The following is a 20866-nucleotide window of genomic DNA, read 5'->3' on the forward strand; positions in this document are numbered from 1 at the left end:
TCACTCCATCCATGGAACGGGGTCGTGCACGGCGCGGACTGCCGCGGTGCGCTGCTCGGGACCGGGCTCCCGTTCGGGCCGTCGGCCGTCCAGTACCTCCCGGAGCGGGCCGCACAGCGGCGGTCCCGGCCGACCGGCCCCCGTGAGAGAGCCGGGTGTCCGCTCGGCCAGTTCGGGGAAGTTGGCCGCCAGCCACTGCTGGTCGTACACCGTGTCCAGGTACTTGTCGCCGAGGTCGGCCGAGACGCCGACCACGACGCTCGTCTCCTGGAAGGTGTCCGCGTCCTGGGCGATGGCGTGCAGCACATGGCCGGTCGAGCACCCGACCAGCAGACCGCGCTCCGTCAGGATCTGGTGGCTGCGGCGGACCGCGTCACGCTCCGCGACGTGCACGATGCGGTGGACGCGGGTCGCGTCCGCGATCTCGGGGGGCCGGCTGGTGCCGACCCCCGGCAGGGTGCGGCGGCCGGGCCGCCCGGTACCGAAGGTGACCGAGCCCTCCGGTTCGACGGCGATGAGCTCGGTCTTGGGCGAGCGCTCGCCGAACCGGCGGGCGATGCCCATCATCGTGCCGGTGGTGCCGGTGCCGACGTACAGGTGGGTCACGTCGGGCACGGACCGCAGGATGTCGTCCGCCGTCCACTGGGCGTGCGCGGTGACGTTCGCCTCGTTGGCGTACTGGTTGAGCCAGACCCGGTCGTCGTCGGCGTCGACGAGCCGGCGCACCAGGTCGAGCCGGGTGCGCAGATAGCCGCCCTCCGCGTCCTTGTCGGTGACGGTCTCAATGCGTCCCCCGTACGCCCGGATCGCCATGACGTTGGCGGGCGAGGCGTTGGGGTCCATCACGCAGATGAAGCCGTAGCCACGCATCCGGCAGATCAGTGCGAGGGCGACGCCCAGATTGCCCGAGGAGGACTCGACGATCGTCGACCGGCCGGGGAAGAGGCGCCCCTCGCGCTCCAGTCGGTCCACCATGAAGAGGGCCGACTTCAGCTTGATCGACCCGGTGATGTTGAAGCCTTCCAGCTTCAGCAGCGTCCGCCCGGCGGAGGTGAAGTCGGTCAGGTCGAAGAAGACGTCGGGGAAGTGGAGGTCCAGCGGGTTGGCGGTGATCACGTGGCCTCCTCCACGGCCCCGGCGAGCGCGCCGAGGGGCGTGTCAGGTGCCTCGACGACCGCGTCGACGACGAAGGCCAGATCTGCGGCGATCCGCTCGACGGTGCGCTGCTCCAGCAGCGCGGTGGTGCAGTCGAGCTCCAGGCGCAGGCTGTCCGGCGCCTCGAGAACGCTCAGGGTGAGGTCCAGTCGGCAGGTCAGGCATGGCAGTTCGGGCAGGGCGGCACGCGGGTCGCCCACCACTTCGGCGAGGTCGGCGTCGGCCCAGGGGCTGCGGGCCTGCGGGTCGGCACTCACCATGTTGAAGAAGCCGTCGACGAGCGGGTCCTCGCTGACGTTGCGCCGCGAGCAGGCGCGCTCCACGATCGCGTCGTAGGGGTACTGGCTGTGATCGAGCCCGGCGAGGATGCCGTCGCGCACGGACGCGGCGAACTCGGTGAAGGTCAGGGTCGGCTCGGGGAAGCTGCGCACCGGCACCGTGTTGACGAACAGCCCCAGCTGATCGTCGAGACCGGCGTCGGCCCGCACGTCGACGGGGAACCCGATCACGACCTCGCCCTGGCCGGTGAACCGGTGCACGGCCAGGTGGTACACGGCCTGGAGGAACATGGCCGTGGTCAGTCCCCGGAACTGGCAGAATGCGCGCAGGGCGGCGGTCCTCCCGGCGTCGAACTCCACGTGAGCGCGCCGCGATTCGGAACCGAACAGCTCCGGGTGGAGCTGCGCGGGCGCGAGGTCGACGCGCGGCTCGGAGGCGAAGACCGAGTCCCAATACTCCCCCATCCGGCGCAGCTCGGGGCCGTCCAGACGCCGCTGCCACACGGCGAAGTCCTTGTAACCGACGGGCAGGGGCCCGAGCGGTTCGCCGCGATGGGCGCGCACGAAGTCGCGGGCGAACAGTGGCCGGGAGGCCGCGTCGAAGACCAGATGGTGCTTGTCGGTGAGGAGATAGTGCAGGTCGGGGCGGACTGTGACGAGGCGGGCGCGCAGCAGTGGCGGGTGCTCCAGGTCGAAGGGGTGCACGAAGTCCCCCGTGCCGCCCGGCCCCTCGGGTGCGAAGTCGGGATCGTGGACGTGCTCCAGCCGCAGCGTCACGTCCTCGTGGACGGTGGCCACCGGCTCGTCGCCGTCCAGGTCGAAACCGGTGCGGAACCCCTCGTGCCGGCGGACCAGCTCGTTCAACACCCGCTCGATGTGCGCGGGGTCCACCGGGCCGTCCAGGCGCAGCACGTCCGGCAGCTGATAGGTGACGGAGTCGGGGTAGAGCAGCTGGGTGAAGTAGAGCCGCTCCTGCCCGTGGGAGAGCGGGTACGTCGCGGCGGGCGGGGCCGGCGGTATGCGCGAGACAGCTCGGCGCGCGTGTCCCGCGCCGGCCTCGGTCAGCATCCGCAGCAGGTCCCGCTTGTGTTCGCGGACGAGGGCGAGCAGGGCGTCGTCCATGCTGCCCCGGGGGGCGTCCAGTACGAGCCGGTCGTCGTCGGCCCGCAGCTGGACGCCCGCGGAGCGCAGCCGGGACATCAGCTGCGCGAGATCCACGTGCGAGGTGTCCCTCATCAGATGTAGAACTCCTCGGTGTCGCCCGACGGCGTGGCGGCGGCGCCGGTCTCGAGCCACCTCAGGTTGTCGATGTGCTCGGCCAGTCCGCGGGCCGTGGGCCTCGGGAAGAAGTCCATCAGCCGGACCTCGACACCGAACGCCTCGCGCACCTCGGCCATGAGGGCCACCGCCTTGAGGGAGTGGCCGCCCGCCTCGAAGAAGTTGTCGTCGAGGCCGGGGGACTCGGTGGCCAGCGAGCGGGCCCAGATGTCGAGCACCTTGCGTTCGGTCTCGGTCCGGGCCGCCGTCCCTCCCGTGGACGGGGCGGTCACGGACCGCTCGCCGGGCGTAGGCAGCGGCAGCGCGTGCCGGTCGACCTTGCCGCTGGCGTTCAGCGGGAGGCGCTCCAGCACCACGAAGGCGTGCGGCTGGAGGTAGGACGGCAGCCGGTCGCGCAGATGGGTGCGGGCGGCCTCGGCGACCGACTCGTCGTCGGAAACCAGGTAGGCGCACAGCCGCTTCTCGCCGTCCAGGTCGCGGGCGACGACGCGGGCGTCGGTGACACCGGGGCATCCGCGCAGCGCCTCCTCCACCTCGGCGGGCTCCACGCGGAATCCGCGGATCTTGAGCTGGTCGTCGGTGCGGCCCATGAACTCCAGGGCGCCGCCGGGCAGTCGGCGGGCGAGGTCGCCGGTGCGGTACATGCGCTCACCCTCGACGAACGGGTCCGGCTGGAAGGGCCCGTCGGTGGCGTCCCCGGCACCGAGGTAGCCGCGTGCCACGCCGGTACCCGCGATGCACAGCTCGCCGGCGATGCCGTCGGGTGCCGGTTCGCCCTGCGGCATGAGCAGGTAGACACGGGTGTCGTCGACGGGTGTGCCGATGGGCACGGACACGGCGTCGTCCTCGATCTTGTCGACGCGGTGGGCGGTGGCGTAGACGGTGCCCTCAGTGGGTCCGTAGGCGTTGATCAGCCGGCCGGGGCCACCGCGTTCGACGACCCGGCGGGCATGGTCGGCGGAGAGCCGCTCGCCGGCCACCACCAGGGTGCCGATGGGGTCGAGGCACTGGGGGGAGACGTCGGACAGCAGATGGAAGTAGCCGGTGCTGAAGAAGGCCAGGTCGACCTCCTCGGCCTTGACGAGGCGGTGCAGGCTCTCCACATCCAGCAGTTCCTCGTACGACGGGCAGACCAGCGTGGCGCCGTTGAGCAGGGCGGTGTACATGCTGGCCGCGGAGACGTCGAAGCCCCAGCTGGTGGCCTGCAGGACGCGGTCGCCGGGTGTGAGCGGCACATAGTCCGGGTCGTGCGTGATGCGGCGCAGGCTCGCGTGTTCGACGAGGACGCCCTTGGGGCGGCCGGTGGAGCCGGACGTGAACATGATGTACGCGAGGTCCTGCGCGCCGGCGAGCGGCTCGGGCCGCTCACCGCTCCGCCCGGCGATCCGGTCGTCGTCGGGTGCGACGAGCGTGATGCCGTCGGGCACGGTGGCCGCGTCGGCGAGGTCGCTGACCAGAACGCCGGCCTCGGCGGAGTCGAGCAGTTCGGTGACGCGGGCCGTCGGCGTGGAGCGGTCGAACGGCACATAGGCACCGCCGGCCTTCAGCACGGCGAGCATGGCGGTGACGGTGTCGTGCGGGGTGGCCAGGAGGATTCCGACGGGCTGCTGGGGCCGCACTCCGAGGTCGGCGCGCAGCAGGTGGGCGAGGCGGTTGGCGCGCTCGTCGAGTTCGGCGTAGGTGAGCCGCACGGCGCCGCTGACCAGAGCGGTGCGGTCCGGCGTGCCGTCGACGGCGGCCTCGAACAGGGCGTGCAGGGTGGGGCCTTCGGTGCGGACGGGGTGCGTAGCCGCGGGGCCGGCCGTGCCGGTCGTGAGCGCGGCCCGCTCCTCGTCGGTCACCAGCCGGTGCCCACCCATCGGGGCGTCCGGCGCGGCCAGGGCCTGCTCAAGGAGCCGGGTGTAGTGGCGGCCCATCTGCTCGACGGTGTCCTCGTCGAAGACGTCGACCGCGTACTCCTGGATGACCTCGACGGTGTCCTCACGCTCGTACGCGGAGAACGTCATGTCCATCTTGGCCACGCCGATGCTGACCGGCTCCGGGGTGCCGATGGCGCCGTCCATCTCGAACCAGGACTCGGCCAGGTCGGTGAAGACGAACATGAAGTCGAACAGCGGGTTGCGACTCGGGTCGCGCGGCAGGTTCAGCTCGCGGACCAACTCCTCGAAGGGGTACGCCTGGTGGTGCAGCCCGTCGATGACGGCGGCGCGGACCTCGTCGACATATGCGCCGAAGGTCTTGTCCGCGTCGGGCGCCGTCCGCAGCGGCAGTGAGTTGCCGAACATGCCGATGATGTCGGCGCACGCCGGGTGGTAGCGGCCGTCGACAGGCGTGCCGACCACCAGCTCCTGCCGGCCCGTGTACTTGGACAGCATGAGCTTGAACGCGCTGAGCAGCACCATGTACGGCGTCACTCGGCGGGTCCTGCAGTGCTCGCGCAGGCGGGCGGTGAGGCCGGCGTCCAGGGTGAAGGAGTGCCGACTGCCCTTCATCTCCAGGACCGCCGGGCGGGGCCGCAGCGGGAAGGGTACGGGGCTCGGTGGGTTCTGGAACCGCTCCAGCCAGTAGGAGCGGTCGTCGGCGTAGGCAGGGGAGGTGCGGTAGAGCTGCTCCCACTCCGCGAAGTCCTTGTAGGTCAGCTGCGCCGGTTCGAGCTTCTCGCCCCGGTAGGCGGCGGACAGGTCGCGGAAGAGGACGCCCATGGAGCCCTCGTCCAGCACAATGTGCGGCAGGTCGAGGAGGACGACGTACTCTTCGCGGCCGGGCCGCCGGGCCAGGCCGGCGCGGATCGGCGGGCCGACGCGCAGGTTGTGCGGCTCGGCCCAGGCGTCGACCAGGTCCTCCAGCGACTCGTCGTTGATGCCGAGGTCGGCGAGCGCCACGTCGGCGGAGGGCAGGACGCGCTGGAGCAGCCGGCCGTTCTCCATGTGGAACGTGGTGCGCAGGATGTCGTGCTTGGCGACCACATCGTTGATCGCGCGGCGCAGCCTGGCGTGCTCGACCGTGCCGCGGACGACGTAGGCCATCGGGATGTTGTAGAGCCGGCTCTCGGGGTCCAGCGTCCACAGGAAGTACATGCGCTCCTCGGAGGCGGAGGCCCAGTAGGCGTCCTTCTCGCGGCTGCGCGGGATGGGCGCCAGCGGGTCGAAGACCCGGGCGGCCACGGCGTCGGCGAACTCGCGCAGCTTGGGGCGCTCGAAGATGGTGATGCCGGGCAGCGCGATGCCGAACGCCTCACGGACGAGCTGGATGAGCCGGACGGCGGAGATGGAGTTGCCGCCGAGCTCGAAGAAGTCGTCGTCCATGCCGATGTCGGAGTGACCGAAGATGGTGCGGGCGCACTTCAGGACGGCCTCGTCGACATGGTGGCGGGGCGGGGTGGCGGCGCTGCGGCGTCCGGTGAAGGCTCGCGGTTCCTCCAGCGCCTTGCGGTCGACCTTGCCGCTGTCGTTCAGGGGCAGCGCGTCCATCAGCACGACATGGGCCGGGACCATGTAGTCGGGCAGCCGGTCGCGCAGGTCGGCGCGCAGCCGCTCGGAGGCTGTGTCGGCACCCTGAGCCGCGACCGCATAGGCGACGAGGTAGGAGCCGCCGCCGTTGGGCTCGGGAAAGTTCCTGACCACGGCGTCTGCGATCTGGGGCAGAGTGTGCAGCGTGCGCTCGATCTCGCCGAGTTCCACACGCTGGCCGCGGACCTTCACCTGGTGGTCGCTGCGGCCGAGGATCTCGATCTGGCCGTCCTCTCGCCAGCGGGCCATGTCGCCGGTGCGGTAGACCCGCCCGGGCCGCTCGGGTTCGACCGGGTTGTGGTCGAGGAAGGCGTGCGCTCCGGCCGGGCTGTCGGTGAGGTAGCCGCGGCCGACCGGTATGCCGGCGACGAGTAGTTCACCGCGCACTCCCGGGGGCAGCAGCTGGAAGTCGTCGCCGACGATGTAGACGGAGGCGTTGCGGATGGGCTTTCCCGTCGGGGTCAGGTCGCCGTCGGGGACCGGGGTGACGGGGTGCAGCACGTCGTCCGCTGTCTCTGTGGCGCCGTAGGCGTTGGACATGACGATGTCGGGGAAGCGCTCGTACCAGCGGGCGACGAGCTGGGGCTTGAGCGGCTCGGCCTGCAGCACGACGTGGTGCAGGGACCGGAACAGGCCGGTGCGGCCGCTGAGGTCGAGTTCGTCGAGCATCAGCGCGAGGTAGCTCGGGACGAGTTCGAGGACGGTGACTGCGTGCCGGTCCACCAGGTCGATGAAGGCGGCGGGGTCCTCGACCACGCTGTCGGGGTAGACGCGGACAGTGCCGCCGCCCAACAGCGGCGCCACGAACTGCCATACGGAGATGTCGAAGGAGCTGGGCGCGTTCTGGGCGAGGACGCCGTCGCCGTCGTCGACCTTGTAGTCCTCGATCTTGGCGAGGATGTGGTTGAGCATCGCCCGCTGCTCGATGACGATGCCCTTGGGCTCGCCGGTGGATCCGGAGGAGAACATGATGTACGCCGCCGCGTCCATCGGGCGTGGTGCCGCGGCCGTGTCGGTGTCGGCCTGCGGGGTCTCGGCGAGCAGTTCGGAGTGGCGCAGCCAGGTGACCTCGCCCGTGGGCCGCTCGGGCTCGTGAGCGGCCTCGGATATGACGGCGACGGCGTTGCTGAGGCTCAGCACCTTCTCGTGCCGCTGGAGCGGGTGCCTGGGCTCCAACGGGACGTAGGCGGCGCCGCACTTCCACAACGCGAGGATCGTCACCAGGAAGTCCTCGGAGCGGGGCAGCCGGATACCGACCACGGTCTCGGGACCGATGTCCAGGCGTCGGCGCAGCGCGGTGGCCAGCCGGTTGGCGCGGTCGTCGAGCTGCGCGTAGGTGAGCGTGCGGTCCTCGCACGCCACGGCCCTGCCGTCGGGGGTGCGGGCGGTCTGCTCCTCGATCAGCTCGCTGACCGTGCGGGAGCCGAGCTCGACGTCGGGGCCGCGGCCCCAGCGCAGCAGCCCGGCCCGCTCCTCGGCGTCGACGAGGTCGAGCGCGGACAGGGACTGGCCGCTGTCCGCGGTCATCTCGGCCAGGAGGTTGCGGAAGAGAGTGGGCAGTTGCTCGGTGACGGCGTCGGAGAAGGACTCCAGCTGGGTGTCGAAGTCGCAGCGGTAGCCGGAGCCGGTGTCGGTGACGGTCACGAAGAGCGGGTGGATGGCGTGCCGGACGGGCGTCTTCCGGGCCTCGGTCATCCGCAGGCCGTCCATCCGCGGGAGAGGCACCTCGCGGTCGAAGACCAGGACGGTGCGGAAGATGCGTCCGGCCCGGCCGGGCCTGCCCGACTCGCGGTCCAGGGCGTGGACCGTGTCCGCGAAGGGGTGGGCCTCGTGGTCCATGGCGTCGAGGAGCTGGCCCTGGACGGCGTCGACGGCGGTGCCGATCTGCGTGGCGCCGTCGACGCGGAAGCGCAGCGGCAGCAGGTTGGTGCAGTAGCCGACGGTATCGCTGAACTCCGGGGCGCGGGCAGCCGACGGGACGAGGAGCATCACCTCCTGCTGGTCGAGGAGGCGCTGGAGCAGCGCGCCCCAGGCGGTGACCAGGTAGGCGAAGACGGTCACCCCCTGCGCGGCGGCCTCGCGGCGCAGAGTCCGGAGCAGCTCGCCCTCCAGGTGCAGGGTCCGGCGCTCGCTGCGGAAGGTCGGCAGGGTGTGCTGTGCGTCGCCGGGCAGCTCGGTCTCGGGGGCGTCCCGGGTGATCTCCGTCCAATAGGCGCGGTGTTCGGCGGCCTCGGGCGCGGCGGCGTTCCTGCCCTGGTGGGCGAGGAAGTCGCTGAGCTGGGCCACGGGGGCGAGGCCGACGTCGATGCCGGCGCGGGCCGCGTTGTAGAGCGTGGCCAGGTCGCCGAGCGCGGGCACCGTGGACCAGCCGTCGGCCGCGAGGTGGTGGACGGCGAGGTGCAGGAGATGGCGCTCTGGCGCGGTGCGGATCACGGTGACCCGGAACAGCGGACCGTCGAGCAGGTCGAAGTGCCGCTCGGCCAGTTCGTCCAGGAGCCGGGTGAGGGCCGCGTCGTCCGCGGCCTCGGTGAGGTGCAGGACGGTGTCGGGCGGGACGTCGGCGGCGGCGCGCACCAGGATGGTCTCGCCGTCGGCACTCATGGTCATGCGCAGTGACTCGTGCCGGGCGACCAGCTGGGTCACGGCGGTGCGCAGGGCGGCCTCGTCGAGCGGGCCGTCGAGCCAGAAGTCGGCGTTCAGGTTGTAGGCGAGGGAGCCGCCCTCGTTGAGGTTGGCCAGCGCCCAGAGCTGCTTGTGGGCACGGCCGGCCGGAAAGGAGGCCGCCCCGGCGGAGGTGTCGGCCGCTGCGGTGGAGGGGGCCGGAGCCGCTGCGGCGGGCGCGGCGGGAAGGGCTGGGACGGGCGGAGCGGAGGCCGCGGCACTGAGCGGCGGCAGCAGCTTGTGCTCTCGCAGTTCGCCGACCGAGTCGCTGATGGCCCGTCGCACGCGGGTGAGGTCGTCCTCGTCGTGGGACGTGGACAGGAAGCAGCAGCGCCACTCCCAGATGTACACGCCCTTGTCCAAGAGGTTGTAGAAGAAGAGGTCCATGTTCGCGTCGTGTTCGAACCGGAACAGGGAGGTGAAACGGTCGACGGTGATGGGGACTTCGAGGGCCTTGAAGTCGGCGTTCAGCGCGTCCGTGAAGCGGGCGGTCTTCTCCGCGAGGCCGGCCTGGAGCGCGGGGCCCTTCGCCCGCAGTTCGTCGAGCACGGTCTTGGCCGCGATCATCGACAGCGGGTGCTGGCAGAACGTGCCGCCGAAGAAGGTGGATTCGACCGTGGGGAAGGAGTCGTCGCCGAAGTGCCACACGCCGCCGTCGATGGCGTCCATCACGCCGCCGCGGCCGGCCACCACACCGAGCGGCAGGCCGCCGCCGATGACCTTGCCGTAGGTGCAGATGTCGGCCTGGATGTCCCACAGGCCCTGGATGCCGCCGGGGTGGGTGCGGAAGCCGGTGACCATCTCGTCGAAGATCAGCTTGGCGCCGTGCTTGTACGTCAGGCGCCGAAGGGCGCGCAGGAACTCCGGCTGCTGGTCGCCCGGGTGACGGGTGGTCACCGGCTCGACCATTACGGCGGCGAGTTCACCGCCGTGGCGGTCGATGAAGTTCAGCGCCTCCTCCGTACCGAACTCCAGGACGTAGACGTCCTGGACGCTGCGCTGGGTCACACCGGTGGCGATGGGCTTGGTGCGCAGGTCGCCGTCGACCCAGGTGGGCGCGGCGAGCACGCCGTCGGCGTGGCCGTGGTAGCCGGTCGAGAAGATGACGATCTTGTCGCGCTTGGTGGCGGCGCGGGCGAGGCGGACCGCGTTCATCACGGCCTCGCTACCGGTGTTCACGAACGCGACGCGCTCCATGCCGGTCAGTTCGAGGATGGCGGAGGCGACTTCTTCGGCGAGCTCGGTGCGCGGGCCCAGGCCGAATCCGACGTCCATGCGCTCGCGCAGGGAGTCGACGATGGGCTCGTACTGGTGGCCGAAGAGGTGGACACCGAAGCCCATGGTGAGGTCGACGTACTCGTTGCCGTCCAGGTCCCACAGCTTCGCGCGGCGGCCCTGCTCGGCGACGATGGGGTAGAGCAGTTCCTTGGTGGACATCCGGAAGCCGATGGTGGACCGGCTGTCGGCGATCGCCGGGCGGAAGCGCTGGGCGTAGTCCTTGGACTTGCGGGTGCGCTCCGAGAACCGCTTGATGAATCCGTCCAGGTACTCCTTGCGCGACTGTGTGTCGGCGGGCAGCGCGGCGGCGGCCCGCATGCGCGGGGCGAGCGGCACCTTCGGCGCGGGGGCGGCGCTCTCGGTGGCCGGGGCGGGCGTGGGCGGCCGGGTGAGCGCGGCGGCCGACGGGACGATGGCCTGAGCGGCAGGCAGTACGGCCGGCTGGGGCGCGGGATCCGTGACGGGTGCGGCGGTGTGGTGGCCCTGAAGCAGCTCCAGTTGACGGCCCATCAGCTTCAACTGTTCGGCCGCGATCCGCTCGATCGCCGACATCGGCGCGCCCGGCGCGGGGGTGTGTACGGCGACTGGCTGGGGCGCGTGGGCGGCCGGGTCTGTCGCGACGGCTGCGGAGCCGGCGGGCGCGGGGGAAAGGGGCACCGGGGCTGGGACCGGAACGGCGGCCCGGGTGGGGACCGCGGGCGCGGCGGGCACGGGAGCGGCCGCCTCCGCGGGCCGGGCAGCGGCCGCGTTCGGCAGGCGCTGTTGGTCCGCGTGCGCGGTCAGGTAGTCGGCCAGCTCGTCCAGCGTCTGGAACTCCCGGAAGAACTGACGCATCGACAGCTTGCAGCCGTACCGCTCTTCCAGGGGCTGAAGGATGCTCAGCAGGAGAAGCGAGTCCGCGCCCATCTCCAGGAAAAGGGGACGTGGGCGTCCAGGTCGTCCGGTTCCATCTTGAAGCGGGCGGCGACGATGTTCCGCAGTTCGGCGAGAAGAAGGTCTTTCATGGTGTCGTCCTCAGTCGGGTCGTCTGCGGTCGTCGCCTCGGGCAGCGGGGCCGGCACGGCGGTCTCGGCGGGCGCTGCCATCGGTGCCTGCTCCTCCACCGGGTCGGTGTCGGGCCAGTGGCGCTTGCGGATCATGGGGTGGGTGGGAAGGGGCAGCCGGCGGCGCGCCTCGCCCGCGTACAGGGCGTCGAAGCCGGCGGTCCGGCCGGCGAGCCAGCGGTTGCCGAGGTCGGCGAGCGGCCCGCTCCCGGGGTACGGCACGGTGACGCGGCTCTCGCCCGAGGGCACGGCCTCGCCCTCGCCGTACCGCCCCTCGGCGATGGCCGCCGCGGCCGTCTCGGCGTCGGCCGCCACCAGCATCCGGCGGTGACGGTAGGACTGGCGGCCGTTCTGGAGGGTGTAGGCGATGTCGGCGGGGGCCGTGTCGGGGTGGTCCTCCAGGTAGCGGCGCAGGTCGTCGGTGGCCAGGTCGAGTGCCGCGCGGCTGCGTGCCGACCAGACGAAGAGGTGCTCGGCGCCGGCGGTCGGGCCGCTGACGGGCTCCGGCGCCTCCTCCACGATGACGTGGGCGTTTGTGCCGCCGATGCCGAGGGAGTTCACCCCGGCCACGCGGCGCCCCTCGACGGGCTCCCAGTCCAGCGCCTGCGCGGCGACGTAGAAGGGGCTGTCGAGAAAGTCGATCTCAGGATTGGGCCGGTCGAAGTGCAGGCTCGCGGGGATACGGCGGTGGCCCAGTGCGAGCACCGTCTTGATGAGCGCGGTGACGCCCGAAGCCGAGTCGAGGTGACCGACGTTGGACTTCACCGAGCCGATCGCGCACACTCCGCGCCGGTCGGTTCCGAAGGCCTGGGTGAGCGCCGTGAACTCCACACCGTCGCCCAGCGGCGTCCCCGCACCGTGCGTCTCGACGTAGGAGACGTCCTGCGGCCGGACGTCCGCGGCGGCCAGCGCCTCGCGTACCGCCCGCGCCTGGCCACTGACGCCGGGGGCGGTGTAACCGGCGCGCTGTGCGCCGTCGTTGTTCACCACGGAGGCCCGGATGACGCCGAGGATCGTGTCCCCGTCCTCCAGGGCGTCCTCCAGCCGCCTCAGTACGACCACGGCGGCGCCGTCGCCGAAGATCAGTCCGTTGCCGTCCGCGTCGAAGGAGCGGCAGCGGCCGTCCGGGGACAGGGTCGCGCCGGCCCGGTGGAGGTAGCCGGTGTGCTGCGGCAGACGCAGGGCGACACCGCCGGCGAGCGCCATGTCGCACTCGCCGTCGAGCAGTTGCTGACAGGCCAGGTGGACCGCCACCAGGGAGGTGGAGCAGTAGGTCTGGACGGTCAGCGCGGGCCCGGTGCAGTCGAGCCGGTAGGCGACCTTGGTGGCCAGTGCGTCGGGGGCGTTGCCCTCCCTCACGAACGAGTCCGTGACGTTGTCGTACTCAGGGCGATCGAGGAGGTTGTCGTAGCCACTGCGGCGGGTGCCGGCGATGACGCCCACAGGGCCGTCGAAGGTGCCGGGAGCGTGCCCGGCGCGCTCCAGCGCCTCCTGGCAGATCTCCATGAAGATCCGCTGTTGCGGGTCGGTGAGTTCGGCCTCCCGGCCGGTGTAGCCGAAGAAGGACGCGTCGAAGTACTCGACGTCGCGCAGGTGCGCACCACGCTTGACGTAGTCCGGGTGCGCGAGCAAGCCCGGGTCGACTCCGGCGCGGATCAGCTCGGCGTCGGTGTAGGTGCGTACCGTCTCCCGTCCCTCGTCGAGCACGCGCCACAGCTCGTCCACGCTGTCGGCTCCGGGAAAGCGCCCCGCCATCCCGATGATCGCCACACTGGGATGCTCACTCACGCGTCCCGGTCCTTTCTGCTGTCACGGCGGGCCGCACGCCTGCGGGAACGCAGGTCCGCCCGTTGTTCTGCCTTCGCCATCGAGTCGTCGGCGGGGCTGTCCCCGTCGGGTGTGCCGTCCGCGTCGGCCCGGATGCGGGCCGCGAGATGGTCCACCGTGGGCGCCGCCAGCAGGTCGGTGGCCTGGAGCGGGATGCCCAGTCGCGCTTCGATCCTGAGCGCGAGTTCGACGAGGAGCAGCGAGTCGCCGCCCATGTCGAAGATGGTTCGGTCGTACTGGTCGACCTCGGTCCTGAGTACCTCGCCCCAGACCTCGGCGAGCCTCTGCTCCAGTCCGGGCCCGAGGTCGGGCGCGTCGGCGGAGGACGGTGCGGACGCGCCGTCGGGGGCCTCGTCCAGCGGTCTGGCCCAGCGGCGCCTGCGGGTTTCCAGGTCGACGGTGGAGACCGCGATCCGGCGCTCGGCCGTGTGCCGCATCACCAGGTCGAAGGCTGCGTTCCCCTCTGCGGGCCGCAGTGCCAGGGCGCGCAGCTCCTGCCACGCCGTGCCCTGGGCGGCGGGGGTCGCCGGGCCGGAGGGCGTGCCTTCGGCGGCGGTCACGTCCCAGCCCTCCCAGTCGACGCTGAACCGGTTGCGCCGACCTAGGGCCACGGTGTCGAGGAAGGTGTTGGCGGCCGCGTACGCCGCGTACCCCATCCCGCCCACGACCGACGACAGCGAGGAGACCATGCAGCCGAAGTCCAGGTCCTGCCCGGCGAACACATCCTCCAGTACCAGCGCGCCGAGGACCTTCGGGGCGAGGGTTGCCCGCCAGTCGTCGCGGCCGGTGGCGCCGATCCACTGGACCGCGTCGCTGAGCGGGACGCCCGCGGCGTGGAACCAGCCGTCGACACGGCCGAACCGCCGGGTCGCCTCCGTCACCACGTCGGCCATGGCCGCGCGGTCGGTGACATCGGCGGCTGCCGTCATCAACCCCCCGGCCACCGTGGCGAGTTCACGCAGTGCGGCGACCGTGGCGTACTGCGGGTGGTCCGGGCCGTGAACGTCGAGCCAGGCCGCGCAGGCGGCGGGTTCGGGCACGGCCGTGCGTCCAGTGAGGACGAGCCGTGCCCCGTACCGCCGGGCGAGGTTCGCGGCCAGCGTCAGCCCTACGGCGCCGAGGCCCCCGGTGATCAGATAGACACCGCCCTGCCGCAGCGGACTCGCACCCTCGGCGGCCCGTTCGGCGCCGATTTGCTGGAAGACCTGCCTCCAGCGGTGGCCGCGCCGCAGGGCAACGACGGTCTCGCCGGCCGACGGCTCGGCGGTGAGTTCGGCGAGCAGTGCGCCGGCGTCCAGCGGGCCGGTGCCCGGGTCGAGGACGTCACAGGTGACACCGGCGTACTCCTGGGGGATCACCCGTGCGGCCGCTGTCACGGTGGAGGTGGCCGGTGCGAGCGGCTCACCGCCCAGGACGTCGAACAGGCCGCGGGCCACGACGGAGATCCGGGTGGTGCCGGTGCGCCGGGCGCGCCCCAGGGCCGCCGCGGTGTCGAGCAGGGAGTACAGGCCGAGTTGCTGCGCCCTCTCGATCTGCGCGGGGGTGGGCATACGGCCGTCGTCGGCGGGCCCGGCCGCGTCGTCGAGGGACCACAGGTGGACGATCCGGTCCGGCAGTGAGCCGCGCTGTGCGAGGTGGGTCAGCAGCTCGCGGTGACCGTCGGCGTCGGCCGGGTCGACGGTGAAGGTGTTCGGGCCGGTGCGTTCGTAGCGTTCACCCGCCTGTACGGACATCGCTTCGACGCCATGTGCCGCGAGGGCGGTGCGCAGGCGTTCACCGACGCCGGAGCGGTCCTCGAAGATCAGCCAGGAGGAGCCTGCGGCGGGCGGCCGGACCACGTCGCGGACCGTGCCGGACCGTTGCCAGCTCTCCGTATGGAGCCACTGCTCGGGTGCGTCGGACCGGCGCGGAGCGGTGTCGGCGGGGGCGTCGGGCTCCCGGATCAGGCGTCGGCGCCGGAGCGGATGCGTCGGTAGCGGCACGCGCCGCGCTGTGCCGCCCCACCATGCCGACCAGTCCACGTCGGCCCCGGCCGACCACAACCGCCCCGCGGCGTCCAGGAGTCGGGTGGGCAGCAGGCCGGCCGCCGCCGTGGCGCCCGGCACCGTGAGGAGCCGCGCCGGGGTGAGGCCCAGCGCACCGATCGCCTCGGCCTCACGGGCGTTCAAGCTCAGGGCGAGCACGATGCCGTCGGGCGCTGACCCCGGCTCGGCCCCGGCCCCCGACTCGGCGGCGGTCACGGCCTCCGCGAGGTGCGTACCGCTCGTGAGCGCCTCGTGGGCCCAGTGGCGGACGCCGGTCGTGGCGGGGTCCAGCTGCCGTCCGTGCACGGCGGAGAAGAAGGGTACGGAGCCGGGCCTGATCCGGAGGGTCGGGAGGGTCGGCTCCTGCCCGCCGGCGGTGTCCAGCAACCCGGCCCGTGCAGCCAGCAGCGCAAGGACATCCCCCAGTGGCAGTACACCCGTGGCGCAGGCGGCCGCGAGTTCTCCGGTGCCTGCGCCGGCCACGGCGGCGGGCCGAAGACCCGACCTGGTCCACAGGACGGCGAGGGTGTGTGCGGACAGGAAGAAGGCGAGTTCCGCAACCTCCGGCCGGGGGCGGCCGTTCAGGGCACCGGCGACGGCGTCGCCGGCGTGCTCGGCGGCGACACCCCGGTCGGTCAGGAGCTGTTCGGCCCGTTCGAGCCGAGCCCGCACCGTGCCGCCCGGCGGGGCGATCTCCTCCAGGGGCGTGCCACCGCCGCCCACCACGAGGGTGACCGGCGCGGCGAAGTCGACGGCCCGGTCGTGCGGCAGTCCCGCGGCGGCCCGCAGCTGCGCGGCCACCTGGCCGTGTGTCGTGCCGCGCACCGCGTACCGGTACGGGAAGGCGCGACGTCCCGTGCGCAGGGTGAGGGCGACGTCCGCGAGCGGCGGCGCGTCGGGGGCTTCGAGCCGGTCGGAGAGCGCGGTGAGCGCGGCGACCAGAGCCGTCGGCGTGGTCGCGCTCACCGGAACCAGCTCGGGCATTACCCCGGCCCGGGCCGGCGCCGGGCCGGCGGCGGCCGGGGCCTCCTCCAGAACCACGTGGGCGTTGGTGCCGCCCATGCCGAAGGAGCTGACGCCCGCGCGGCGCGGGTACTGGTCGGCGGGCCAGTCGACCGGCTTGTCGTTGATGTAGAACGGGCTGTCGTCCAGGCCGAGTTCGGGCAGCGGGCGGGTGAAGTGCGGATGCGGCGGGATCTTGCCGTGGTGCAGGGCGAGGACCGTCTTGATGAAGCCCGCGATGCCGGCGGCACCGGCCAGGTGGCCGACGTTGGCCTTGACCGAGCCGAGCGCACAGAAACCGGTGTCCTGGGTGTCGGCGCCGAACACCTCGCGCAGCGCGGCGAATTCGACCGGGTCGCCCAGGGCCGTGCCGGTGCCGTGGGCCTCCAGCATTCCGATGCCGCGGCTGTCGACCTCGGCCACGGCGTGTGCCTCGCCGATGACGTCGCGCTGTCCGGCCACACCGGGAGCGGCGAAGCCGACCTTGCGGGCACCGTCGTTGTTGACGGCGGTGCCCCTGACCACCGCGAGAACGCGGTCACCGTCCTCGATCGCGTCGCCCAGCCGCTTGAGCGCGGCGATGCCGACGCCGTCGCCGAACGCCGTCCCCGACGCCTGCGCGTCGAACGGCCGGCACCGGCCGTCGGGCGAGAACATGAGCCCGTCCTGGTACAGATAGCCCGGCCGCGGTCCGACATGGACGGACACTCCCCCGGCCAGCGCGACGTCGCACTCCCCCGCCGTAAGGCTCTGCGCGGCGAGATGGACGGCGACGAGGGAGGTCGAGCAGCCCGTCTGGACGTTGACGCTCGGTCCCCTCAGGCCGAGCTTGTACGAGACGCGCGTCGGCAGATAGTCCTTGTCGTTCGTCAGCATGAGCTCGGTGCCCTCCAGGGAGAGCAGATCGACCGTGCGGCCCAGCACGTTGGTGAGGTAGGTGTTCATCGACGACCCGGCGAACACGCCCACCACGGGCTGCCCGTCCCGGTCCCCGGCGTAGCCGATCGTCTCCAGCAGCTCCCAGGCGGTCTCCAGGAAGATTCGTTGCTGCGGGTCGATCAACTCGCCCTCCCGGGCGCTGTACCCGAAGAACTCGTGGTCGAAGGCGTACGGCTCGTCGAGACCGCCGCGCGTCCTGACGTACCGCTCGTCGGCGAGCAGTGCCTCCGGCACCCCGGCCGCCCGCAGCTCGTCGTCGGAGTGGAACGTCACACAGTCGTCACCGGCGCTGATCCGCCGCCAGAACTCGTCGCAGTCCCGGGCTCCGGGGAACCGGCCGTGCACGCCGATCACGGCGATGTCGCCGGACCGGATGTCGGTCCGGTCACCGTGGGCCGCGTCCTCGTAGGCCTCGGGGTGGTCCGTTCGCTCAGTCATCGTCCTCGCCTCCGGCGGTGTCGGTACGCCCGGCCCGGTGGCCTCGGCGCAGTGCCGCCCGGTCGGTGCCCAGCTGTGCCGCCCGCCGGCGGGCGGCGCGGTCGCGGCCGGTGTGCTCGGTGCCCGCGGCGGACGGCTCGTCGTCCGCCGGCTGCCCGGCCGGGGCGAGCCGGGCGGCCTGGCTGGCCACGGTGGGGTGGCCGAACAGCTCGGAGACGCCGACCGGTCGGGCCCCTGGGAGTTCCCGCAGCCGTCGGTGAACCTGGAGCAGGAGCAGGGAGGTACCGCCGATGTCGAAAAAGTTGTCCAGCGGCCCGATGCCCTCCCGGCGCAGCACGTCACGCCAGACGGCGACGACTGCTTGCTCGAACCGGCCACCGAGCGGACGGGTGACTGTGGGCGGCCCGGCGGTGCCCCGCGCGGTGGCCGACGTGGCCCGTATCTCCCCCACGCGGCGGGCCAGTTCGCCCCGGTCGACCTTCTGATTGGGGTTGAGCGGCATGGCGTCCACGAACACGAAGGAGGTGGGCACCATGTACGCGGGCAGGGCGTCGTGCAGGCGCGCCCGCAGGCGGGCCTCCTCAGGCGCCGCCGCCGGGTCGGCGGGGGCCACGCAGGCCGTCAGCCGGCGGCCGATGGGGGTGCTGTCGCCCTCGACAAGGACGATGGAGCGGTCGACGCCGTCCTGCCGGTCGAGGACCGCCTCGATCTCCTCCAGCTCGATGCGGTAGCCGCTGATCTTCACCTGGTTGTCGACCCGGCCGAGGATCTCGACGAGTCCGTCGGCGGTGATGCGCGCGAGGTCGCCCGTGCGGTACATCCGGCCGCCGCCCGAGCCGGTGAACGGGTCCGGGAGATAGCGCTCGGCGAGGAGATCGGGCCGGTCCAGATAGCCACGGGCCACCGCCTGGCCGCCGATGTAGAGCTCGCCGGGCACCTCGGCGGGGACCGGCTGGCGCCGGGCGTCGAGGATGTGGACGGACGCGTTGGCCAGCGGGGTGCCGACGGGCACGGACGTGCCGGTGCAATGCTCGGGCCGCACGTCGTGCGCGGTGACGCACACGGTGGTCTCGGCCGGGCCGTACAGGTTCCACAGCGTGCCGCACCACGCGAGGGCCGAGCGGGACAGGTCCGCGGAGAGCAACTCTCCGCAGGCGAAGGTGTGCTGGAGGACGAGCCCCGCGCTGCCGGCGGCCGCCACCTCGGAGGCGAGGCCGTGCAGTGCGGAGGGCGTCTGGTTGAGGTGGGTGACGGCCTCGTCCACGAGCAGCCGGCGGAAGGCGTCGGGGGCGCGGGCGACGTCGGCGGGCACGACGACGAGGCGGGCGCCGGAGAGCAGGCATCCCCACAGTTCCCAGACGGAGACGTCGAAGGCGGTGGAGTGGAACAGGGTCCACACGGCCTCGGGGTCCGGGGTGACGTGCTCGCGCATAGCCTCCACCAGGCTCAGGACATTGCGGTGTTCGACGTCGATGCCCTTGGGCAGGCCGGTGGAGCCGGAGGTGTAGACGGTGTAGAGCAGGTCGCCGGCCGCCGGCCGCTCGGGCGTGAACGGCAAGGTTCCGGCGGGCGGTTCGCCGTCCACGTACAGGGCCCGGACCCCGTCGGGGGCCTCGCTGAGCAGTCCGGCGAGCGAACGGGTCGTCAGGACGACCGAGGCGCCGCAGTCCGCGAAGAGGAACGCGAGCCGGGCCGGCGGGTGGTGCGGGTCGAGCGGGACGTAGGCCGCCCCGGCCTTGAGCGTGCCGATCAGCGCGACGAGCGTCTCGACGGACGGCTCCAGCAGCAGCGCCACCCGGTCGCCCTGACCCACCCCGTGTGTCCTGAGCACGGCGGCCCAGGCCGTGCCCAGGTCGTCGAGTGCGCGATAGGTCAGCTCGCGCTCGCCGCAGCGAACGGCGACGCGGTCCGCGTGGGCCGCGACGGACTCCTCGAAGCGCCGCAGCAGGCTGTCGTCGGCGCCGATGACGGGTGCCGGCGCTGCACCGGCTGCGCGCGGGGCACCGGGCTCGGCGACCAGCGGGAGCGTTGCCACGCCGCGCGACGGGTCGTCCATGGCGGCGCCCAGCAGCACGGAGAAGTTCTCGATCAGGCACCGCACCGCTGTGGGTGAGAACAACGCGGGGCGGTACTTGAGGGTGCCGAGCAGGCGTTCGCCGTCCTCGACGACCTCCAGCTGGAGGTCGAGCTGGCCCTCCTGCTGGGGCAGCCGCCAGGGGCGCAGCTCCAGGTCCGCCCAGCCGACGGCGGGGCCGCCGTCGGACTCGTCGCCCCAGTGCAGTGCGGCCAGCCCCGGGAAGACGACCGGCTTCTGGTACACGAACATGGTCTGGAACACCGGGTTCACGCCGGGCGTGCGGCGCGGCGCGAGTTCCTGCACCAGGCGCTCGAAGGGGTAGTCCTGATGGTCCAGGGCCTCGGTCACGCTCGTCCTGGTCCGGCGCACCAGCTCGGCGAAGGACGGGTCGCCGCTCAGGTCGGCACGGAGCACCACCGGGTCGGTGAAATAGCCGGCACAGCTCCGGAACCGGGAATCGGTGCGTCCGGCCACGGGTGCGCCGACGAGCACGTCGTCCTGTCCCGTGTAGCGGGCGATCAGCGCCTGGAACGCGGTGAGCTGGACGATGTAGGGCGTGGTGTTCTCCTGCCGGGCGAACGCGAGGACACGCTTGGTCAGTTCGCCGTCCAGCTGGAAGTACTCCGAGGCGCCCGGTTCCCGCGCGGCCTCCGGGTCGGTGTGGAACGCGGGCCAGCGGGTGGTTTCCAGTTCCCCGGAGAGCCGCGCGCGCCAGTGGGCGGCGTCGCCCGCGCCGCGCCCGTCGGCCAGATAGTCGCGCTGCCAGGCGACGAACGAGTGGTACGGGGTGTTGTCCGACGACAACCTGCCGTCGCCCAGGCCGCGTTCGGCGACGTAGAGCGTGCCGAGCTCGTCGAGCAGGAATTCCAGGGTGCGGAAATCGGCGACGAGATGGTGGATCACGAGGAGCAGCACGGCCCGGTCGGGTGCGGTCCGCAGGAGCGTGACCCGTACCGGCGGACCGTCCACCACGTCGAAGGGCTGCCGGTACGCGGTCCGTATCTCCTCGCGCAGACGCTGTGGAGACCAGTTGGAGGCCTCGGTCTCGGCCCAGCTCGGCTCCAGCCAGCCATGCACGATCTGCCGCGTGTCGCCGTCCCGTTCGGCGAAGGTGGTGCGCAGGGCCTCGTGGCGGCCGGCCAGTGAGCGCAGAGCGTCGCGCAGTGCCGCCGGGTCGATCGGGCCGGTGACCCGAGCGACGAAGGCGATGTTGTACGCGGCCGAGTCCGGGTCCATCCGGTTCAGCAGCCACATCGAGCGCTGCCCGTAGGAGAGGGGGTGTTCGGTGCGCACGGACGCGGCGCGGCGCCGGAGTTCGGCTTCGATCCGCTTGCGTACGGAGATGTCCGCCATGGTC

Annotated in this window: 6 protein-coding genes; all 6 read right to left on the reverse strand. The window is 72.3% G+C overall.

All coding sequences use genetic code 11. From position 1 onward, the window contains the following. Genes OG254_RS09935 through OG254_RS09960 form a run of 6 tightly spaced genes read right to left on the reverse strand, consistent with a single transcriptional unit; the run spans position 1 to position 20862 of the window. Positions 1-1116, reverse strand: a complete 1116-nt coding sequence (locus OG254_RS09935; protein ID WP_405579606.1) for a pyridoxal-phosphate dependent enzyme — start codon at positions 1114-1116, stop codon at positions 1-3. Beyond that, complete coding sequence (locus OG254_RS09940; RefSeq protein WP_405579609.1) at positions 1113-2669, reverse strand: condensation domain-containing protein; 1557 nt, start codon at positions 2667-2669, stop codon at positions 1113-1115. The genes OG254_RS09935 and OG254_RS09940 overlap by 4 nt, the downstream gene beginning before the upstream one ends. Further along, positions 2669-11065: an amino acid adenylation domain-containing protein gene (locus OG254_RS09945; protein ID WP_405579612.1), complete on the reverse strand. Its 8397-nt coding sequence runs from the start codon at positions 11063-11065 to the stop codon at positions 2669-2671. The genes OG254_RS09940 and OG254_RS09945 overlap by 1 nt, the downstream gene beginning before the upstream one ends. Further along, positions 11038-12990 carry a beta-ketoacyl synthase N-terminal-like domain-containing protein gene (locus OG254_RS09950; protein ID WP_405579615.1) on the reverse strand — a complete coding sequence of 651 codons (1953 nt, stop codon included), beginning with the start codon at positions 12988-12990 and terminating at the stop codon, positions 11038-11040. Before OG254_RS09950 ends, OG254_RS09945 begins: the two co-directional genes overlap by 28 nt. Further along, on the reverse strand, positions 12987-17432 hold the full coding sequence (locus OG254_RS09955; RefSeq protein ID WP_405579618.1) for an SDR family oxidoreductase: 4446 nt from the start codon (positions 17430-17432) through the stop codon (positions 12987-12989). The genes OG254_RS09950 and OG254_RS09955 overlap by 4 nt, the downstream gene beginning before the upstream one ends. Next, a complete protein-coding gene (locus OG254_RS09960; RefSeq protein WP_405579621.1) occupies positions 17425-20862 on the reverse strand; it encodes a non-ribosomal peptide synthetase in 3438 nt (1145 codons plus the stop codon). Before OG254_RS09960 ends, OG254_RS09955 begins: the two co-directional genes overlap by 8 nt. Positions 20863-20866: the final 4 nt, after the last annotated feature.

It is taken from the genome of Streptomyces sp. NBC_01092 (assembly GCF_045039535.1).
Taxonomy (GTDB): Bacteria; Actinomycetota; Actinomycetes; order Streptomycetales; family Streptomycetaceae; genus Streptomyces.

What these genes read in the sequence shown, in the direction of transcription:
- OG254_RS09945 (WP_405579612.1), bottom strand. Translation starts at nt 11,065, where the DNA reads ATGGGCGCGGACTCGCTTCTCCTGCTGAGCATCCTTCAGCCCCTGGAA.
- OG254_RS09955 (WP_405579618.1), bottom strand. Translation starts at nt 17,432, where the DNA reads ATGACTGAGCGAACGGACCACCCCGAGGCCTACGAGGACGCGGCCCAC.
- OG254_RS09940 (WP_405579609.1), bottom strand. Translation starts at nt 2,669, where the DNA reads ATGAGGGACACCTCGCACGTGGATCTCGCGCAGCTGATGTCCCGGCTG.
- OG254_RS09960 (WP_405579621.1), bottom strand. Translation starts at nt 20,862, where the DNA reads ATGGCGGACATCTCCGTACGCAAGCGGATCGAAGCCGAACTCCGGCGC.